General features: G+C 66.7%; 18 protein-coding genes. 7 read left to right on the forward strand and 11 right to left on the reverse strand.

Features of this window, described 5'->3' with window-relative positions; all coding sequences use genetic code 11:
• Window positions 1-3: 3 nt before the first annotated feature.
• Entirely contained in the window at window positions 4-1,212 is a 1,209-nt protein-coding gene (locus AC1DMS_RS00180) for a pyridoxal phosphate-dependent aminotransferase (RefSeq protein ID WP_015865850.1), read from the reverse strand.
• A gap of 102 nt (window positions 1,213-1,314) precedes the next feature.
• On the opposite strand from AC1DMS_RS00180, the gene AC1DMS_RS00185 reads away from it, so the two are divergent.
• Together AC1DMS_RS00185 and AC1DMS_RS00190 are read left to right on the forward strand one after the other, a co-directional pair.
• On the forward strand, window positions 1,315-2,313 hold the full coding sequence (locus tag AC1DMS_RS00185) for a LysR family transcriptional regulator (RefSeq protein ID WP_015865849.1): 999 nt from the start codon (window positions 1,315-1,317) through the stop codon (window positions 2,311-2,313).
• 84 nt (window positions 2,314-2,397) lie between these two features.
• Window positions 2,398-3,324 (forward strand): protein NO VEIN domain-containing protein, encoded by a 927-nt coding sequence (locus tag AC1DMS_RS00190; RefSeq protein WP_015865848.1) that lies wholly within the window; start codon window positions 2,398-2,400, stop codon window positions 3,322-3,324.
• Between the two features lie 46 nt (window positions 3,325-3,370).
• Here AC1DMS_RS00190 and AC1DMS_RS00195 read toward each other — a convergent pair whose 3' ends face one another.
• Window positions 3,371-4,369 (reverse strand): SLAC1 anion channel family protein, encoded by a 999-nt coding sequence (locus tag AC1DMS_RS00195; protein ID WP_015865847.1) that lies wholly within the window; start codon window positions 4,367-4,369, stop codon window positions 3,371-3,373.
• A gap of 108 nt (window positions 4,370-4,477) precedes the next feature.
• Here AC1DMS_RS00195 and AC1DMS_RS00200 point away from each other — a divergent pair, with 108 nt between their 5' ends.
• Window positions 4,478-5,431, forward strand: a complete 954-nt coding sequence (locus AC1DMS_RS00200; RefSeq protein WP_015865846.1) for a GlxA family transcriptional regulator — start codon at window positions 4,478-4,480, stop codon at window positions 5,429-5,431.
• Window positions 5,432-5,487: 56 nt separating this feature from the next.
• Entirely contained in the window at window positions 5,488-6,390 is a 903-nt protein-coding gene (locus AC1DMS_RS00205; protein WP_478079807.1) for an amidohydrolase family protein, read from the forward strand.
• 13 nt (window positions 6,391-6,403) lie between these two features.
• Here the strand turns inward: AC1DMS_RS00205 and yccS are convergent, their stop codons facing one another.
• Together yccS and AC1DMS_RS00215 are read right to left on the reverse strand one after the other, a co-directional pair.
• Window positions 6,404-8,566 (reverse strand): YccS family putative transporter, encoded by a 2,163-nt coding sequence (yccS, locus tag AC1DMS_RS00210; RefSeq protein WP_015865844.1) that lies wholly within the window; start codon window positions 8,564-8,566, stop codon window positions 6,404-6,406.
• Window positions 8,567-8,675: 109 nt separating this feature from the next.
• The gene (locus AC1DMS_RS00215) at window positions 8,676-9,218 is read right to left on the reverse strand and encodes a MarR family winged helix-turn-helix transcriptional regulator (RefSeq protein ID WP_478180601.1); all 543 of its coding nucleotides are present in this window, start codon (window positions 9,216-9,218) and stop codon (window positions 8,676-8,678) included.
• A gap of 205 nt (window positions 9,219-9,423) precedes the next feature.
• On the opposite strand from AC1DMS_RS00215, the gene AC1DMS_RS00220 reads away from it, so the two are divergent.
• Window positions 9,424-10,404 carry a tripartite tricarboxylate transporter substrate-binding protein gene (locus tag AC1DMS_RS00220; protein ID WP_015865842.1) on the forward strand — a complete coding sequence of 327 codons (981 nt, stop codon included), beginning with the start codon at window positions 9,424-9,426 and terminating at the stop codon, window positions 10,402-10,404.
• A 107-nt stretch (window positions 10,405-10,511) separates the two neighbouring features.
• Here the strand turns inward: AC1DMS_RS00220 and AC1DMS_RS00225 are convergent, their stop codons facing one another.
• A complete protein-coding gene (locus AC1DMS_RS00225) occupies window positions 10,512-10,907 on the reverse strand; it encodes a tautomerase family protein (RefSeq protein WP_015865841.1) in 396 nt (131 codons plus the stop codon).
• Window positions 10,908-11,075: 168 nt separating this feature from the next.
• On the opposite strand from AC1DMS_RS00225, the gene AC1DMS_RS00230 reads away from it, so the two are divergent.
• Window positions 11,076-11,825, forward strand: coding sequence for a DUF4303 domain-containing protein (locus AC1DMS_RS00230; protein WP_478079806.1), 750 nt, complete (start codon window positions 11,076-11,078; stop codon window positions 11,823-11,825).
• Window positions 11,826-11,882: 57 nt separating this feature from the next.
• Here AC1DMS_RS00230 and AC1DMS_RS00235 read toward each other — a convergent pair whose 3' ends face one another.
• A complete protein-coding gene (locus AC1DMS_RS00235) occupies window positions 11,883-12,674 on the reverse strand; it encodes an SDR family NAD(P)-dependent oxidoreductase (RefSeq protein WP_018904913.1) in 792 nt (263 codons plus the stop codon).
• Between the two features lie 30 nt (window positions 12,675-12,704).
• On the reverse strand, window positions 12,705-13,670 hold the full coding sequence (locus AC1DMS_RS00240; protein ID WP_015865838.1) for an alpha/beta fold hydrolase: 966 nt from the start codon (window positions 13,668-13,670) through the stop codon (window positions 12,705-12,707).
• A 119-nt stretch (window positions 13,671-13,789) separates the two neighbouring features.
• Here AC1DMS_RS00240 and AC1DMS_RS00245 point away from each other — a divergent pair, with 119 nt between their 5' ends.
• Window positions 13,790-14,716: a LysR family transcriptional regulator gene (locus tag AC1DMS_RS00245; RefSeq protein WP_015865837.1), complete on the forward strand. Its 927-nt coding sequence runs from the start codon at window positions 13,790-13,792 to the stop codon at window positions 14,714-14,716.
• A 21-nt stretch (window positions 14,717-14,737) separates the two neighbouring features.
• On the opposite strand, the gene AC1DMS_RS00250 is transcribed toward AC1DMS_RS00245, so the two are convergent.
• From AC1DMS_RS00250 to AC1DMS_RS00265, 4 genes are all read right to left on the reverse strand, one after another.
• Window positions 14,738-15,259 (reverse strand): c-type cytochrome, encoded by a 522-nt coding sequence (locus AC1DMS_RS00250; RefSeq protein WP_478079805.1) that lies wholly within the window; start codon window positions 15,257-15,259, stop codon window positions 14,738-14,740.
• 464 nt (window positions 15,260-15,723) lie between these two features.
• Window positions 15,724-16,233 (reverse strand): GNAT family N-acetyltransferase, encoded by a 510-nt coding sequence (locus AC1DMS_RS00255; RefSeq protein WP_049826197.1) that lies wholly within the window; start codon window positions 16,231-16,233, stop codon window positions 15,724-15,726.
• 129 nt (window positions 16,234-16,362) lie between these two features.
• Window positions 16,363-16,965 carry a hypothetical protein gene (locus AC1DMS_RS00260; protein ID WP_015865833.1) on the reverse strand — a complete coding sequence of 201 codons (603 nt, stop codon included), beginning with the start codon at window positions 16,963-16,965 and terminating at the stop codon, window positions 16,363-16,365.
• Between the two features lie 575 nt (window positions 16,966-17,540).
• Entirely contained in the window at window positions 17,541-18,194 is a 654-nt protein-coding gene (locus tag AC1DMS_RS00265) for a glutathione S-transferase family protein (protein WP_015865831.1), read from the reverse strand.
• Window positions 18,195-18,280 lie beyond the last annotated feature (86 nt).

Consider the following 18,280-nt stretch of genomic DNA (forward strand, 5'->3'; position numbering starts at 1 on the left):
CATTCAGACGACGACGAGTTCGTTGCGAGCCAGCGCAATGCGGCGGCAACCCTCCAGCAGCTGTTCGGTGCTGGCGGCAAAAGAGAGCCGGAAGTGCGTCGGCACGCCGTAGGCGCTGCCTTGCAACGCGGCCAGATCCTGCGCATCGAGCAAATGCATGATCCAGTCGTCGCTGCTGCCGATCTTCACTCCCTTGGGCGTGCAAAGGCCGAACAGCGCGCTGCATGAAGCAAAGACGTAGAAGGCGCCATCGGGCACCTGGCAATGAATGCCGTCGATGGCGTTGAGCGCTGCAACCACCGTGTCGCGGCGCTGCTGGTATTCGCGCCGGTTCGCGGCAACGATGTCCTGCGGGCCCGCGAGCGCCGCGATGGCCGCGGCCTGGGCGATCGAGTTGGGGCCGGAGGTGCTTTGCGACTGGAGCTTGACCATCGCCTTGATCAGCTCCGAAGGACCCGCGCCGTAGCCGATGCGCCAGCCGGTCATCGCATAGGCCTTGGAGACGCCGTTGACCGTCAGGGTGCGGTCCTTGAGGTCGGGCGCCGCCTGGGCCATGGTGGCGAACTCGACGTCGCCATAGATGAGATGCTCGTAGATGTCGTCGGTGAGTATCCAGACCTGGGGGTGGCGCCTCAGCACCTCGGCCAGCGCCTGGAGCTCGGCGCGCGTGTAGGTGGCGCCGCTCGGATTGTTCGGCGAGTTGAGCATCAGCCAGCGTGTCTTGGCGGTGATGGCGCGCTCGAGGTCCGCGGGCTGGAGCTTGAACCGGTTGGCGGCCGGGCAGTCGACGAACACCGGCACGCCGCCGGCCAGCAGGGCGATGTCCGGGTAAGACACCCAATAGGGGGCGGGCACGATGACCTCGTCGCCCGCGGCCACCGTGCACATGAGGGCATTGAAGATCACCTGCTTGGCGCCGGTGCCGACGATGATTTCGCCCGGCGCGTAATCCAGGCCGTTTTCGTTCCGGAGCTTGGCGGCAATGGCCTCCTTCAGCGCCGGCGTGCCGCCGACGTCGGTGTACCGGGTCTGGCCGGCGGCCATGGCGCGGATTGCCGCCTCCTTGATGTGCTCGGGCGTCTCGAAGTCGGGCTCGCCGGCGGTCAGGCTCAGGATGTCCCGGCCCAAGGCGCGCAGTTCGCGCGCACGTTGGCCGGCCATGGAGCTGGGAGAGGGTTTGATGCGATGGAGCCGGGGAGCGATATGAAGCATGGGCGCAGTATCAAAGGCCATGCGCTGCGGGACAAACGAGAAATCGGAGGATCCGGGTATTCCTTTTTTTCCTGCGGAGCATCGGGCTTACATTCCATTGGAATGAACTTCACCTTTAAGCAGCTGGAGGCCTTTCTCTTCAGCACCAAGCTCCAGAGCTTCAGCGCGGCGGCGGTGAAGCTGCACACCACGCAGTCGGCCATCTCCAAGCGCCTGGCCGAACTCGAGGAGTCGCTGGGCGGGACGCTGCTGCACCGCACCTCCCATGGGCTGGAACTGGCCCAGGCCGGGCGCGAATTGCTGCCGCTGGCCGAGGAAGCCCATCGCCTGTGGCAGCGCATCCAGCACGACATCAGCGTGGACAAGACGCTGCGCGGCACTTTCCGCGTGGGCGTGACGGAACTGATTGCCATGACGTGGCTCACGCGGCTGATCCAGCTGCTTCAGAAGCTGCACCCCCAGGTGACGCTGGAGCCGGTGGTGGACGCGGGGCTGACGCTCTTCGAGCGCCTCGAGGCCAACAAGCTCGACCTGTCCATCATGCCGGGCACTTTCTGGGGCCAGGCGTTCGAATCGATCAAGGTCGGGCAGGTGGACCAGGCCTGGATCGCGAGCCCGCGGCTCGGCATTCCGCAACGAGCCCTGGCGCCGCACGAGTTTGCCGACTATCCGGTGATCGAGCAGCCCGCGGGCGCCTCGAAGAACAAGTTCTACGAGGCCTGGCGCGCGGAGCACGGGTTCCGCTTCGGCAAGGTCATGCTGACGAACAGCACGACCGTCCTGCGCGAGCTGACGATCAGCGGCTTCGGCATCAGCCAGCAAGCGCTCGACTACGTGCGCCCGGACATCAAGAGCGGCCTGCTGCGCATCGTCAAGAGCGACCCGATGCCGCCACCGCTGGTCTACAGCGCGGTCTATCGGAGCGACAATTCCAGTCCTGCGCTGGCACGCATCGTCGAACTGGCCGTGAAGACCTGCGATTTCAAGTTGCGGGCGAGCCAGCACGACGTGGCCCCGGCCCGGCCGTTGCGGGGCTCGAGTTCAGGCCTGCGGCAACGGCCGGTACGCAAGGGCGTGAAGAAGAAGCCGGCGAGAAGCTAGCGTCGCGGCATTGGCCGGCACGAAAGCCGGGCCTCCGCCGATGCGGCATACTCCCACCCCCCAACTCGCCAGAGACCCCGCTGAATGGACAAGGAAGTCGACCCCAAAGTGCTCGCCGTCATCGATGAGATGCGGCTTTCCGGACCGCGGCTTACGCCGGTCGAGATCGTTGCGAAGATGGGCGTCTTCGATGCGCGGGAAAAGCCGTTCGACCACGCCTGGCTTGCAACGGGCGACAACGTCATTGCCACCATCTGGGCCGAATTCGTGAACATCGGCGCCGGCGGACACTGGTTCTGCCTCGAGTCGCTCGACACGCAGCACCGCGTCGGCGGCGGCGTGCGCAGCCCCCAGCAGATCCAGCGCGCCAAGGACCGCCGTGCGCTGCTCAAGCGCACCGTCGATGCGGGCCAGGGCTTCCGTGCCGTGCTGCAGACCAACCGCGTCGCCATTGCCGAGCTCGAGAGCAACAAGAGCGCGAAGGTCTCCACGCGCGTGCGCGACGACGCCGAATGGCATGTTGCAAGCTGGGATTCCGACCAGCAGCTCGCGATCCTGGTGCGAGGTCCGCGCGGCTGGGTGCCTGGCGAAGCGGAGATACAGGCGGCCAAGGCGCGGGGCAGCGTGCCGGTCGCTGCGGCCGCCGATGCGGGCGCTGCGGCTGCCGAGCGGTCGGCCTCGCGGGAAGAGGTCCAGGCCGCCGCCATGGACTACGTGATGCGCCACTTCAAGGGCTACGGCTACAACGCCGAGGACGTCACTGGCCAGAAGCTCGGCTACGACCTCGAAGTGTCGAACGCGAAGGGCGCCAAGCTTCTCAGGGTGGTGGTGAAGGGCACGTCCACCGGAGTGCCCAGTTTCCGGCTCACGGACGAAGAACGCGCAAGCTCGGCGCGCGAGCCGCTCTGGCGGCTGCTGGTGGTTGCCGATGCCATCGGCACTGCGGCGCAGCACAAGATCTACAAGCCTTCAGAGATGGAGCAGGCGCCGGGGTTCGAGCCGCTGGATTAGCGGGCATTGCTGCTTTCGTGGCCGGTGTGCGCCCGGAAGCCCTGGCTCAGGTGAACAGCTTTCCGTTGAACGCGATGCGCAGGGTGCGCACCGTGAGCACCGCCAGTGCCACGGTCAGCATCCCGAGCAGCAGGACCGCGATGGTCCACAGCGGCGCGGTCGCCCGCAGTTGCGCGTACTTCAGCGCCGCGTTGGCCAGTGCGGCCATCGGGAAGCCGATCGCCCACCATCCCGCGGAGAAATTGATGCTGGGCCGGAACACCTTCGGCGCAAGCACCGCGAACATGAAGAGCGCGAAGTAGAAGAGCAGCGCGGCAAAGCGGTCGATGCTGCCCGTGATGTTCGTGTAGGCGAGGAACCCGACCGCGAAGGGCCCCACGAGGATCATCAGCGAGGGCGTCATTGCCGGCGCGAGCGGCGGCTGGTGCACCAGCCGGCCGACGATGAGCACGAGCAGCACCAGTGCGAGCACCGCGCCCACGGCCATTGCCAGCAGGTTCAGCTCTGCGGCCCAGGCCATGGACGGCTCGTGCCCGGCGGTCACTGCGATGTCCAGCGTGGCGACGCCAGGGATCAGCCAGGCCGGCACCGCATGCGATGCATCCAGTTGCCCTCTGAGCAGGCGCGAGACCACCACGAAGCCGAGCACGAAGGTCGCGATCGCGCCCAGGGTCCACAGCGCGTGCGCGGCGGACGCACTGTAGGGCGCGATCACGGCCGACAGCAGCAGCATCGAGATGACGATGGTGCCGAAGAAGTTGCCGGTCACCGGGTGATTGAACTCTCCGCGCACGGCCTGCGGATGCCTGGCCAGCTTCATCGCATAGCCCAGCGCCAGCAGCACGAAGACGCCGAGCGCAAAGGCGCCGATGGCCTCGCCGATGACGGCCGGCGCGCCCAGGCTGCCATGTGCCAGCCGCCAGGCCAAGGCCAGCCCCGAAAGCCCCATGACAGAGCCGAACAGGTTGACGGGCAGGTTGCGCAGCGAAGCTTCGCTTGCGGCGTGGAACACCGGAAAGGGCGGATTCAATGACTCGTTCTGCATGATGGCCTCGTTGGCTGAATTTGCGGGTACGGACAGTTTCTGCCAAACTGCTCGGGCCGTGGGCGCCGCGGCACGACGTTTTCTGCCAATCACCGAGCCTTCACCGCCATGCGTGTCGCGATCCTTGCTTTTCCCCGTGTCCAGCTGCTCGACGTCGCCGGCCCCGCCGACGTGTTCGCCGAGGCGGCCCGCCAGCTCGGGCTGCCGCGCGCCTACCAGGTGCAGGTGATCGGCACCGAGACAGGGTTGCTCAAGAGCAGCAGCGGGGTGCGGTTGGCGGTCGATGCCACGGTGGGCACGCATCGCGGGCCGATCGACACCTTGCTCGTGGCCGGCAGCCCCGGCATGGATGACGTGGTCGGCGATGCGGTGCTGCACAACTGGCTCAGGCGCCAATCGCGCACGGTGCGCCGCTATGGCTCCGTATGCAGCGGCGCCTTCGTGCTCGCGTCCGCCGGGCTGCTGGACGGCAAGCGCGTGGCGACTCACTGGAACTCCACCGCGCGCCTGGCCACGGCCTACCCGCTGGCATGTGTCGAACCGGACGCGATCTATGTGAAGGACGGCAAGCTCTTCACCTCGGCCGGGGTGACCGCGGGCATGGACCTGGCGCTCGCCATGGTGGAGGAGGACCACGGCCGCGAACTCGCGCTGCGCGTCGCGCGCGAGCTGGTGATGTTCCTCAAGCGCCCGGGCGGCCAGAGCCAGTTCAGCGCCCACCTGGCGGCCCAGACTTCCGAGCGATCGAGCATGCGGCAGGTCCAGGACCATGTGCTTTCGCACCTGAAGGACGACCTCTCCGTGCCCGCGCTGGCCGCGCGGGCCGGCATGAGCGAGCGCAGCTTTGCGCGGATTTTTCGAAGCGAGACCGGCACCACGCCGGCCGAGTTCGTCGAGAACGCCCGCATCGATGCCGCCCGCCGCCTGGCCGAGGAGTCGCAGCTGCCGGCCAAGCGCCTGGCGGGCGAAGTGGGCTATGCCAACGTGGACGGCTTCAGGCGCGCCTTCGGCCGGCGCCTTGGCGTGAGCCTCGTGGAGTATCGGAGGCGGTTCGCGAAGTGATGGCCGGTCCCGGCCAAGGCGTCAGAATAGGCGAGCCCCCATCCTTCACGAAGCCCATGAAAGCCATCGCGTCCGCCACGGCCCTTGTGCTGGCCACCTGCCTTGCCGCGGCGCCTCGCGCCCAGCCTGCGCAGACTTCGCCGCCCTATGCCGGTCCGCTGTTCGACACGCACCTGCACTACAACCAGGAAGCCTGGGACGGCAACACCGGGCCCTACCCGCCCGCCGAGGCGCTCGCGCGCATGCAGCGCAACAACGTGACGGCGATCATTGCCAATTCGAGGCCCAACGCCGGCACGCAAACGCTGGCCGCGGCGCGCGAGACCCGCGCCGCGGGCGTGGCCGTGGTGCCCTTCGTGCGGCTGTACCGCAACCGCGAGGACTACAGCAACTGGTTCCGCGACGAGAGCATCCACGAGATGGTGCAGGCCGAGCTGGCGCGCGGCACCGCGAGCGGGCCCTACCGCGGGATCGGCGAGTTCCACCTGTACGACAGCGCCAATGCCAACGGCCCGGTGGCCAAGAAGCTGGTCGCGCTGGCGGAGCGGCAGAAGCTCGCGGTGCTCGCACACGTCGACGACGTGGCGGTCGACCTGTTGATGGCCAACGCGCCGTCGAAGGGCCGGGACCTTCGGCTGATCTGGGCCCACACGGGCATCGGCGGCGCGCCCATCGAGCGGGTGCAGGCGCTGCTGGAACGCTATCCGCTGCTGATGGGCGAACTCTCGTACCGGCCGGGCCTGGCCTGCGAAGGCGGCAGGCTGTGCCCCGAGTGGCGCGCGCTGATCCTCAAGTACCCGGAGCGCTTCATGATCGGCTCCGACACCTGGGTGAACCAGCGCTGGAGCGCCTACGACGAGCTCATGCGCGGCTACCGCACCTGGCTCGGCGACCTGCCGCCCGACGTGGCGAAACGCATCGCCTGGGGCAACGCGGCCGCGCTGTTCGAGCTGCGCTGAGCGCTTCGGCCGCTCAGTTGCCGGCGGCGCCTTCGGGCTGCGGCTGCAGCCATTGGGCGGCCTGTTCGCGCAGCGCCTCGATCTGCTGGCGGACCAGCGCGAGCTCGGTGCGGAACAGCCGCGCGGCGTGGTCGCCGGCATCGCTTCCCTGGGGCAGTGCTTGCGGCAGCCCAAGATCCGCGGGCTCGGCGCCGGCTTCCGGTGGGCCGCCTTCCATGTACGACGCCAGTGCATCCAGCGCCGCCGCGGCACCCTCGGCCTCCGCGCGCAGCGCTTCCAGCTGCTGCGGTGCAGGCAGTGCCACGCGGTGCGCGCCGAGTGCCGAGAGGTAGCTCAGCAGCGCATGCGACTGGATCAGGAAGCGCAGCGCCGTGCCTGCGCGCGGCCGCACGAAGCCGGGTTCGCGGAACATCTCGAACACGGCGGTGGACAGCGTCGCATCGGCGTTGTGGGCGTTGCGCCGCGCGAGCCGGTAGGCCAGGTCGTCGCGTGCGCCCGAGCGGTACTGGTCCGCGATCTGCCGCAGGTAGTGCGCATGGTTGCGCAGCGCCGCCGCCGCCAGGTCGCTGAAGCGCCGCGCCTGCCAGTGCGGCAGCACCAGCAGCATCGCGAGCGCGGCAATCAGGCTGCCGATGGCGGTGTCGATCAGCCGCGGCAGCATCAGCATGTCGCTGTCGCCCACCTGGTTGAAGCACATCAGCACCAGCACCGTGACGGCGGCGGTCGCCAGCAGGTAGCGCGTCGCGCGCGTGGCGAAGAAGAACACGCCCGCGGCCACCGCCAGCAGCGACTGCGCCCAGTGCTGCGGAAAAAGCACCAGCAGGGCCCAGCCCGCCACCACGCCGATCGCCGTGCCCGCGACGCGCTGGCCGACGCGCGACACCGTGTCGCCCCAGGCCTGCTGGCAGACGAACAGCGTGGTCAGCAGGATCCAGTAGCCGCGCACCGGATGGATCAGCAGCATCACGCCGTAGCCGGCCACCAGCGCCACCGCCAGCCGCAGCGCGTGGCGGAACAGCGCCGAGCGCGGCGTGAACTGGCGCCGCACGCGTTCCACCATCTCGCGCGCTGAACGCGGCGAGCGGTCGAACAGGCCCATGTCGGCGCGCCCGGCGCGGGCCGAGGGCTCGGTGGCGCCGGCGAGCTGCCGCTCGAGCTGCGCCAGGTTCCACGCCATGGCCTCGACGGACCCGAGCAGTGCCTGCCGGCGCGGTTCGCGCGATGGCTGCGCGCGCTCGTGGTCGATGGCGCTGTGCAGCTCCGCGAGCGCGTGGCCGGTGGCGGGATCGGCGGCAAAGGGTTCGCGCCGCTCGACGGACACGGCGAGCCGCCGGCAGGCCTCGCCCTGCAGCGTCAGCACGCGCTGGCAGCGGTAGAGCAGGTCGCTGTGGAAGAAGGCATCGGCCAGCGCGTTGTAGTCGTCATGCGAGGAGGTCGCGCGCTCGTGCACGTCCTGCGCAATCAGGTAGAGGCCGCGGTAGCGCACGATGCGGCCCGTGGGCGCGCGCGTGCTGCCGATGCGCCGGAAGATGCCTTCCTTGGCCGCGTTGAGCCCGGCCACCACCTGCGTGTTGAGCTGCGCGAGCGACAGCCGCTTGCGCTCCATGTCGATGCCACGCAGCGGCTCGAAGAGCGAGGCCTTGAAGCACACGTAGTCGCCCAGCACGCGGAACAGCCCCGCCAGCTGCGCCTGCACCGGCTGCGCCGGAAAGAGCGTGCACCAGGCCACGGAGAACACGCCATACCAGGTGGCGCCCGCCAGCAGCCACAGGGCCTCGCCGAACCGGCCGGTGCCGCCCGGCGCGGCCGCGCCGCCGTCGATGCCCAGCATGGCGTAGATCGCCAGCGCGAGCGTCGCAAAGCCGACGGCCTTGTAGCGGGGCTCGATCGCGCCCAGCATCGTCAGCGCGAACGCGGCCAGCGCCAGCCCGGGGACGAAGAGCAGGGGGTGGTCGATCCACGACACCACCGCGAAGGCCGCCGCCGCGAAGCACCCCAGCGTGACGGCCTGCGCGCGCAGCCGGCCCCGGGCGCTGTCGTCGGTCTCGGCCAGTGCGCTTGCAATGGCACCGAGGAAAAGCGGCGTGATCGCTTCGGCATGTCCTCCGAGGCTGCCGATGGCCATCAGGCTGCCGAGCGTGAGCAACACCCGCAGCGGCTGGGCGCGGCCCGCCATCCAGCGAAGCCGCTGGTGGAAAAGATCGAGGGATAAAAGAGAAGCCATTGCCATCGTTTCGCACGATGCGTGCCAGCCGGACGGTCCGTGCCGCGGCCGCGGGATTGATTCAGCCCGCCTCAGGCCAGCGGTGCCGGGTGCCGCCCGCGCGCCGGTCGGCCTTCTCCACCACCACGCCCTGTGCGCTCAGCGCGCTGGCGCGCTGCTCGAGGTGCTGCAGGCACTGCAGGAACACGTCGAGCTGCGCGGGCGCGATGCCGGCGAGCAGATCGGTGTTGAGCGCCGCGATGCGCGGGAACACCCGCTCGAAGAGCTCCCGGCCCGAGGGGCTCAGCCGGATATGCACGCCGCGCCGGTCCTCCTCGTCCTGCCGGCGCGAGACCAGCTTCTTCTCGACCAGGCTGCGCAGGCCGCGCGAGGTGCGCACGCGGTCCAGCTGCAGGTGCGCGGCCAGCGCCGAGGAGCTCATCTCGCCATGCTGCGCGAGCGTGCCGATCATTCCCCACTCGCGCCGCGTGATGCCGAAGCCGCCTTCGACCAGGCGCGTGGCCATGCCGCTGGCGGTGCGCACCGCGCGCGAAAGCCGGTACAGCAGCAGCTCGTCCAGGGAGCGGGGCGCGCGCAGGGCGCTGGCGTCGGGAAAGGCTTGCATGCCTTGCGTGTCGTGCATCAGGTCGGGGCCGTCAAGGCGGTGTCGTTCGCGCGCCTCGCGCGGAAATGATGGATTAGATCAACTGTTTGTTGCGTGCGTATAACCATGTAACAAATGACACGGGAAGAAACGAATGTGGGCTGGCGATTGTCGCCGTGAGGTCCTGCGCGCGCCCGGTCGCCACCACTGCAAGCAGGAAGATCCGATGACCGCATTCCTTTCCCGGCGCAAGCTCACGGCATGGTGCCTGGCGCTCGCCGCCGGTGCCGCTCCCCTGGCCCACGCCCAGGCGCCCGCGCTCGATGGCGCGCTCACGCTCGTGGTCGGCTACACCGCCGGCGGCAGCACCGACCGCATCGCGCGCCTGGTCGCCGAGCGGCTGGGCCCCAAGCTGGGCGTGGCCGTCACGGTGGAGAACCGACCCGGCGAAGGCGGCCGGCTCGCGGCCAAGGAGCTCCGGCGCGCGCCCGCGTCGCAGAACGTGCTGATGCTCGGCAATCCCGCGGTGATGGTGGTGGCGCCGCTCGTCTTCAAGGACGCGGGTTACGACGCCGAGAAAGACTTCGTGCCGGTGTCGCAGGTCAGCAGCTACGACTTCGCGCTGGCCGTGGGCAACAAGCTCCAGCTCGACCGCGCGATGTTCCTGGTCGGCCGGCTCTGGGCGCATCCCGAAGAGGCCGTCTTCGGCGTGCCGGCCACCGGCAGCCTGCCGCACTTCTTCGGCCTGATGGTGGGCGACGCGCTGAGCGTGCAGCCGCAGATCAAGGGCTACGGCGGCTCGGCGCCGCTGTCGGCCGACCTGAGCGGCGGCAGCCTGCCGATTGCCATCGACACGCTCGACTCGCTCTACGGCCAGCACGTGGCCGGCAAGATCCGCATCCTGGCCGTGTCGGGCAAGCAGCGCGTGAGCTTCGCGCCGGGCATCCCCACCTTCCGCGAAGCCGGCATGAAGATCGATGCCGACGGCTGGAACACCTTCTTCGCCCCGGCCACGATGCCGCCGGCCAAGGTGCAGCTGCTGTCCACCAGGATCCGCGAAGTCATGCAGGACCCGGCGCTGCAGAAGGCTGCCAACGCCGCCTACATCACGCCCATCGTGAGCACGCAGGCCGAGACCGTGCAGATGCTCAAGGCCTTCCGCCAGCAGTGGGAGCCGGTGGTGCGGCGCTCGGGGTTTCAGCCCTGAGGGGGCGGTCGGCGTTGCCGATTGGCGCGGACTTTTTCTGGCCGCGGGTTTCTATCCGCTGTTCTTGAGTAGAGACGGGTGGCCGCTCACTTGAGCGGATGCCGGTCTCAGGTTTCTCCCGGCCGCCAGTCCGGGCTGAAGCCACCCAGGGCGGGGTGGTACATCTCGTCGCCATCGTGCTGGGTGAACTCGACGTTCAATCGGTCCTCGCGCAGGCCCAGCAGTTCGATGCAATGCGCGCACAAGGCTTTGGCTACCTCCATCCGAAGCTCGGCTGGCCGGCCGCGGCGGATGTCCAGCATCAGCAAGGAAACGGGCACAGGCGCCTTGCCCGCTTCGGCGACGCGCCAGATAGCGCCGGCGCCCAATTCCCGGATCGCTACGGATATTCGCCGAATATCAACGCTCATCATCGACGCATAGGTCTCGCACATCCGAGCCGCGAGCTGTTGCTTCAAATCCTCGGGATAGCTGTCGTTGACGTCGAGTTGCAGGTAAGGCACAGGATTTCCTTGGAAAATCTAAGGCTCGCATTCCGCCAGGGGATCAGCAGAAATGATAGGCCTCACGCTCGCGCCGACGGTACGCGAATGGGCGGTCAAGCTGGAGACCAGGCCGAAGTACCTTGTATCGTCGTGACACTACACCCCCCCCGAAGGAGTTCCCCGCCAATGACCTGGTCACTGTTCTATCGCTTCGACAACGAGGTGCCCACGGACTTTCACGAACTGCGCCAGTTCGGCAATTCGCTGTGGAGCGCGAACGGCAAGGTGAACACCATGGGGCACTCCATGGTCGCCGAGTTCGCAAGTGCCCAAGCCGCAAAGGATGCCCTCGCGCAGCGCGGCCACGAGATCGAGGCGCAGGGCTACAAACGGGTGCGCCAGGGCATGCACGATCCCGCTCGAATCGACTTCCCCTTGCTCACCAAAGAGATTCGCGAAGGTGCTCGCCGCGCCTTCCAGGCCATCCGCGCGGCCCATCCTGAGGAAACCATCCGCCTTTTCTCGCTCGGCAGCGATGACGGTGCGATGACCATCGTCCATGCCGCTGGCCATCTCGGTTTGGGCGCTCCAGGCGACATGGACGATGAAAGCGAGGTCTGGTGCTCCGCCGAGTGGCCCTACGCGGAGGGCGGTGAGTTCCTCGACATCGCCTACCGCATGATCCTGCCATGCCACCGCAGCGACCTGCCTTGCGAGGTTGAATTCGACGTCCTGTACGCAGGCCTGTTCGAGGCTTGCATTGCCGCCATGGAACAACTCGATCGTGAAGGCTTCTTCGGCACCGGCGACGCGCGTGAAGAGGTTGTGCTGCTATGCCAGATCGAAGGCAACGAGGATATGGAAGGCTCGATCGGCCGACTCAACACTTCTCGCGTGGTGGGCCGGCTCGAACGCTGGATCAAGCTCTGCGAATGAGCTGCGATTGGAATCGCCTTCAAGGCACCCAGCCGTTGAGCTTCGATCGCGCCCTCGTCAGAAGGCGCTCTTGACGACACCGCCGTCGACGCGCAGGGCCGCACCCGTGGTCGCCGACGCGAGCGGACTTGCCACGTAGGCCACGAGCGAGGCCACCTCCTGCGGCGAAGCGAAGCGCTTGATCAGCGAGGTCGGGCGGACGTGGTCGAAGAACTCTGCCTCGACCTGCTCGAAGCTCTTGTCGCTCGAGCGCGCCATGCCTTCCACGAAGTCGCCGACGCCGCGTGATCTGGTCGGGCCCGGAAGTACGCTGTTCACCGTGATGTGGGTGCCGGCGAGCGATTCCGCAAGGCCGCGCGACACCGCGAGTTGCGCGGTCTTCGTCATGCCGTAGTGAATCATCTCGGTCGGGATCTGCACCGCGCTTTCACTGGAGATGAAGATGATCCGGCCCCAGTTTGTGCGCTTCATCTCCGGCAGCACCAGGCGCGCGAGACGAACGCCGCTCAGCACGTTGATATCGAAGAAGCGCTGCCAGTCTTCATCGGGAATATCTTCGAAGGCCTTGGCCTCGAAGATGCCCAGGTTGTTCACGAGGATGCCGATGCCGGGGTGGCGACGCACGGCTTCCTCGGCAGCGTCGGCCCGGCTGAGGTCCCCGGCATAACCGAGCACCGTGCCTTGCGTTTCCGAGCGGATGCGGTCCACCGCCTCGTCGACCGCCGGCTGCGATCTGCCGTTCACGATCACGCTTGCGCCCTCCTGGGCCAGCGTGCGCGCAATTGCAAAGCCGATGCCGGCGGTGCTTCCGCTCACCAGGGCGAGCTTTCCATCGAGTTGCAAGTCCATCTTGGTTCTCCAGGTTTGGCAGCTTTTCCGCTAGCCCAGGAAATTGATCAATGCCGGAATGACCTGCTCTGGCGCCTCTTCCATCAACCAATGCCCGGAGCCTTTGACGAGGACGCCCTGCACGTTGGTCGCAACCATCTTTCCCTGCTCGATCAGGAAGGTTCCACCGGCTTTTTCACCGGAGAGCACCAGCATCGGCATGGGCAGCGGCGTCTTGCCGAGTTCGGCGAACTCGGCTGCATCCTGCTCGAAAGCCTTGAAATATTCAAACCCTGCACGCATGCCTCCGGGTTGTGCATAGGCCCTGGCATAGAACTGGCGGTCGGCTTCGGGCACCGAGTGCTTGGAGTCGGCCGCAAAGTCGTTCCAGAAGTGCTCGAAATAGATGCGCTCGCGTCCTTTCACGAGCGCCAGCGGCGTCGCACCGTGGAAATGGAAATGCCACAGGTCGCGCAGGAGCCAGACGTTTTGCCATTCGCCGATGCCGGGCAGGAAGGCGTCCATGAGCACCACCTTGTCGGTTTCCGAAGGAAACTGCGCGGCATATGCGTAGGCCACCATCAGGCCGATGTCGTGGCCGACGATGCTGACGCTGCGAATGCCGAGCGAGCGCACAAGCTCGTGGATGTCGACAGCCATGTTCTTCTTGCCATAGCCCGTCTCGGGCTTCGAGGAATCGCCGGCACCCCGAAGATCGGGCACGACCACGGTGTGCGTCTTGGCCAGAAGCGGCATCAGCGGGTTCCACATGTGCCCGGTCTCGGCATAGCCGTGCAGCAGCACGACGGTCGGCCCGCTGCCGCCGATGCGGTAGTGGATGCGGGTGCCGTTCACCTCCGCGCTGCCCGAGCGGAAGCCCGGCACCGCGTCGGCGGCGGGTGCCGCATGTGCGGCGCGGCCCATGGCCAAGGCGGCGCCCACGGCGACGGCGCCGCCAAGCAGGGCGCGGCGGGTGGGCGCAGAGGGGGCGGCGGAGCTGAGATCGGTGTCGGTCATGGGGGTTTTCCTTTCTGTCGGTTTTGGGGTGAGGTGAATTTATGATTCAGCTTCACTTCCAGAAAGAGCCCAAAAGTGGTTTACTCATTCAGCTTTTATGAATGATTGGAAGTGGGCCCATGGACCGATTGCGTGCGTACGAGGTGTTTGTCACCGTGGTGGCGCGGGGCAGCTTCACGAAGGCGGCCGACGCGCTGGACACCTCGCCGGCCAACGTGACGCGCTACGTCAATGAGCTTGAAGCCCACCTGCGCACGCGGCTCATGAACCGCACATCGCGCCGCCTGTCGCTCACCGAAGGGGGCGAAGCGCTCTTCGACCGGGCGAAATCGATCCTCGAAGAGGTGGCGGAGACCGAGGCCCTGGCGACCACCGCGTCATTGCAGCCGCGCGGGCGCCTGCGCATCAACGCGCCGCTGAGCTTCGGCAGCCTCGTGCTGGCGCCGCTGTGGCCGAAGTTCATGGCGAAGTACCCCGACGTCGAGCTCGACATCGCGCTCATCGACCGCGTGGTCGACATCGTCGAAGAGGGCTACGACCTGGCCATCCGCATCTCGCGCACCACCTCGGGCAACCATATCGCGCGCCGCCTGGGCCGCTCGCAGAACCTGGTCTGTGCCTCGCCCGGCTACCTTGCGGCCCATGGCATGCCCGAGACGCCGGCGGACCTTTCGCGGCATCCGTGCCTGGGCTACACCTACGGTGCGACTTCGGACGAATGGCAGTTTGCCGGCCCCGGCGGAACACTGGAATCCGTGCGCGTGCGCTGGGCCTTGCGCGCCAACAATGGCGAAACCGCGCGCGCCGCGGCGCTCGCTGGTGCCGGCGTCATCTGGCAGCCGAGCTTCGTGATTGGCGAGGATGTGCGGGCTGGTCGATTGGTCGAGGTCATGCCTGGTTATCACATGCCGCCCGTCGACATCCTGGCAATCTATGCAAGCCGTCGACATCTCAGTGCCAAGGTGCGGATGATGGTCGACTTCCTGGTCGATGCTTTTCAAGACTCGCCGCTGGTGACAGGCGGGATGACGGCGGTGGGCAAGTGAGTCTGCGCCGATCCAGACCGGTCATCCGGGGAACTGCACCAACGGGCCGCCAGGCTTGTTGGCACCCGGCGGTACGAAAGCGGGCGCCGGGTCGCCACCGCGGCCCAGCGAGCGGGTGTAGGCGTAGATGGCCTTCAAGTCCGCGTCCGTCATCGGGCGCACGTTGAACCATGGCATGGGCGGGCGGGGTGTCATGGTGCGAGCATGCTTCACCCACTGCTGCTTGCTCATGTCGGCCATGAACAAGCGCAGGTTGACCGGATACGTCGTGCCCCAAGGGCCGGACCAGCCCAGGGCGTCGCCCGTCAACCACAGCTTTTCATCCACCTCACCGTTCTTTGCGGCGTAGCCGGGCGTGTGGCAATCATTGCAGCCCGCGACCATCACCAGGTAGCGGCCGCGCTGGATCTCGCCCTTGTCTGCCTTCTGGCTGCTGGCTGTTTGCGCCCCTGCCAGGGCTGAGGACAGGAGGACGGTCAACACGGCGGTGGCGCGCGCGACGCGGCGAACCGGGCGAGCCATCAGGGCGGCATGTGGACTCATGCGATTCTTCATTGGCTGGCCCCCGGTTTGGCGTTCATGCCGAAGCAGGCATGGCACCACGGTAGCGATCGGTTCCGGACCGCGCATGGGCGCTTTGTCCTATTTCTGCCCAGGCGTTTTGTCATGGGTGGCTAACCACGCGCTGGCGCGACGATGCCGCGGCACCCACCCAAAAGCCGATGCACCGGAGGTCCTCGAGCCTGGCGGCTCGGAGTCGGCCTCCATCATGGCGAGCTTCGAGCTCACGGGCGAACAATATACCGGCGGCCATCGCGCTGCGATGCGCACTAGGAGCACGGACGTCGAAGGCGTACTGCCCAATCCCGCACCCGGTCTCTTGGTCAGGCTCTCGAGGTAGATGGTGGGCGGCCGAATCGACCGGCGGCTTTCTGGAGAACTGAAAGACTGGGCCAGGCCCACTGCGGTCCTGCTGAATACTCCGAAGCGGTCGTTCCATCAGGCGCTCATGCGGCTGCGCTTTCATTTTTGAGGCCGGTCTCGCACTGGTAAAGCGCTGCTACGTAGCCACTTTGTAGAGCCCGTTCGCCGACTTGAATGAATCCTCGTCTCTCGTAGTAGCGGCAAAGGGCGAAGTTCTTCTCATCGCAGTCCAGCCGAAGATACTGCCGGCCCTGCCGGGCTGCCTCCTGAACAGTCCAAGTCAGAACGTTCGCGCCTACAGCTTTGCCGTGAGCGCTTTCCTTGACGGCGAGCCCGTGCATGTAGGCCGCCACCGGCGGCTGCTTCCCCCAATAGTGCTCATCGTCCCACTGGAGGCGGAAGGTGCCGACGACATCGCAGTCGCTCAGGACGACGTACATTTCGTCTCTGTTGATTTGCTCCAGCACCTCTTGCTCGCTTGGACCGCGGCTGCCCCAGGCGAAATCGCCGCGCTGAAGTTTGTATTTCGTCGCGTCCGTCAACACGGAGACGATTTCAGCCGCATAGCCCACTGTCGCTTTGACTACCTGCATTTCAGTGTTTCTTTGCATCAACTTCACGTTACTCCTCCCCACCAAGTTCGCTGTCATTTAGCCCCGCCTCTCGAAGGCCTTCAGTTGGCCGTGAGGAGGCGTCTTGGTGATCGTCCTCATGCCGCGAACTCAGCAGTGCTGAACGAGCGTTGTGAACGCGTTCTTCGCCGGGTCATGAAAAACATACACCGCCGCCTCGTCATGAAAGTAGTCGGCGACAGGAAACTGCCCCAAGAAGACCAAAGGGCCAGCATCTCCGATGGGCCACGCTGGAGACTGCAACCAGCGCGGGGGCTGCTTGGCGTACTTGAACAGCTCCAAGATTCTCTGGCGCAGCCATGCCTTTCTCTGTTTGGAAGGTAGACATGGCGCGGCAGCGAGTAACGAGGCAAGGAACTTGACGTCCGCGTCCAGCCAGCGCGGCTGGGCATCGAGCAGCAGCGCATATTCCGCCGTTGCGGCCCCGTCCAGCGTTGTCGTCATTCCGTGCTTCTGGAGCAACGAGACCAACACGTCCTTTGCGCTGAGCACGTGGCCTGGGTCGCTGAGGTCGATTCCAATCAGGTAGTGGAACAGCGTTGTCCCCGTTTGGCAAAATCGGGGAGCGCTCTCTGCCGAGAGCAATGTTTCAATCTCCGGATCGGTGTAGAGCTGTTGCTCGAACTCAGGCACCGGGGTTTTGCCAGAGGCGAAGTCGCTCAGTCGTTGCAGGGCTTCAGTTGATGGAGGCATTTTCGAAGGCTTCTAGATTGGCATGCGCCGCGAACGACCGGTCTCGCGGAATTGGTGGCAATTGGCTGAATGACTGCATATGGCCGGCTGAAGCACGTTACTGGAGAACAGCATCTTGCTTTTCCTCAGCAGAGGCGGCCAGGGCCTCCTCGAGTATTTGGAACACGTCGCCTCCGGTGCTCGACACGAAGTAGTTGCCAAGGCTCGCCGTTACTCCGACTGCCATCAGCGCTCCTCGTGAACCGGCATCGCGTCTTGCGTCGCCTTCTATGACTGCGATCGGGTGCATTCTGCCTCGGAGCCGTACGGCCGGTTCTGGCCGACCGTAGCCGGTCGCAACGTCCAGAGCTTCAGGCCCATGCCGTCCTTCGAATCCGCAAGGCACTAATGCCTTCTTGTGCTCGACGGAGCGCGCAGGCCGCAGAGCTGCGCACGCCACTTGTCGCAATTCGCTCTCTAGGCGGCCCGTCTTGCAGTGTCTGCGTCAGCATTGGAAATTGTTCCTGGTGGCAAGTGATTTCGAAAGCGAGAAGACCATCAGAACTGGCGGCGACAAGTTGACGCAGCCTTCCAGGTCAGCTCGCCGGCAAAGGCGCAGCGTTGACCGCCAGCTGCGCGGCGAACGCCCGCTGGTAGGCCGGCCGCGCTTCGCCGCGAGCGACATAGGCGGCCAGGCTGGGAAACTCGTTCAGCAGGCCCGAGGGCCGAAGCCGCAGCAGCACCGACACCATCAGCAGGTCGCCCGCGCTGAAGCCGCCGTCGAGCCATTCGGCATCGCCGAGGCGCGCGGACAGCTGGTTCATTCGGGCGCGCACCCGGTCTTCCACGAGGGGCATGCGCTCGGCCTTCCAGGGCTTGTCGCCCTCCATCAGCCTGACCGTGACGAGTTCGAGGATGGGAAGCTCGACCGTGTTGAGCGCCGCGAACATCCACGTGATGGCGCGCGCCCTTGCGTTGGCATCGGCGGGGAACAGGCCCGGGTGGCGCTCTGCGATGTGCATCACGATGGCGCCGGTCTCGAACAGCGCGAGCTCGCCTTCCTCATAGGTGGGGATCTGGCCGAAGGGATTCAGCGCCAGATGCGCGGCCTCCTTCATCGCGCGGAAGGACACCAGGCGCACCTGGTAGGGCAGGCCGGCTTCTTCCAGCGCCCAGCGCACGCGCGTGTCGCGCGCCAGGCCCTTGCCGCCATCGGGCGAGCGTTCGAAGGCGGTGATGGTGATGGTCATGGTGAGTGTCCTTTCGGCGTACGGCAGGAAGCGCCGGCGCCATTTTGAGCAAGGCCGGTCAGATAGTTCATGGCGCGGCAAACGTG

The sequence above is a fragment of the Variovorax sp. 05T418 genome, from assembly GCF_056396385.1.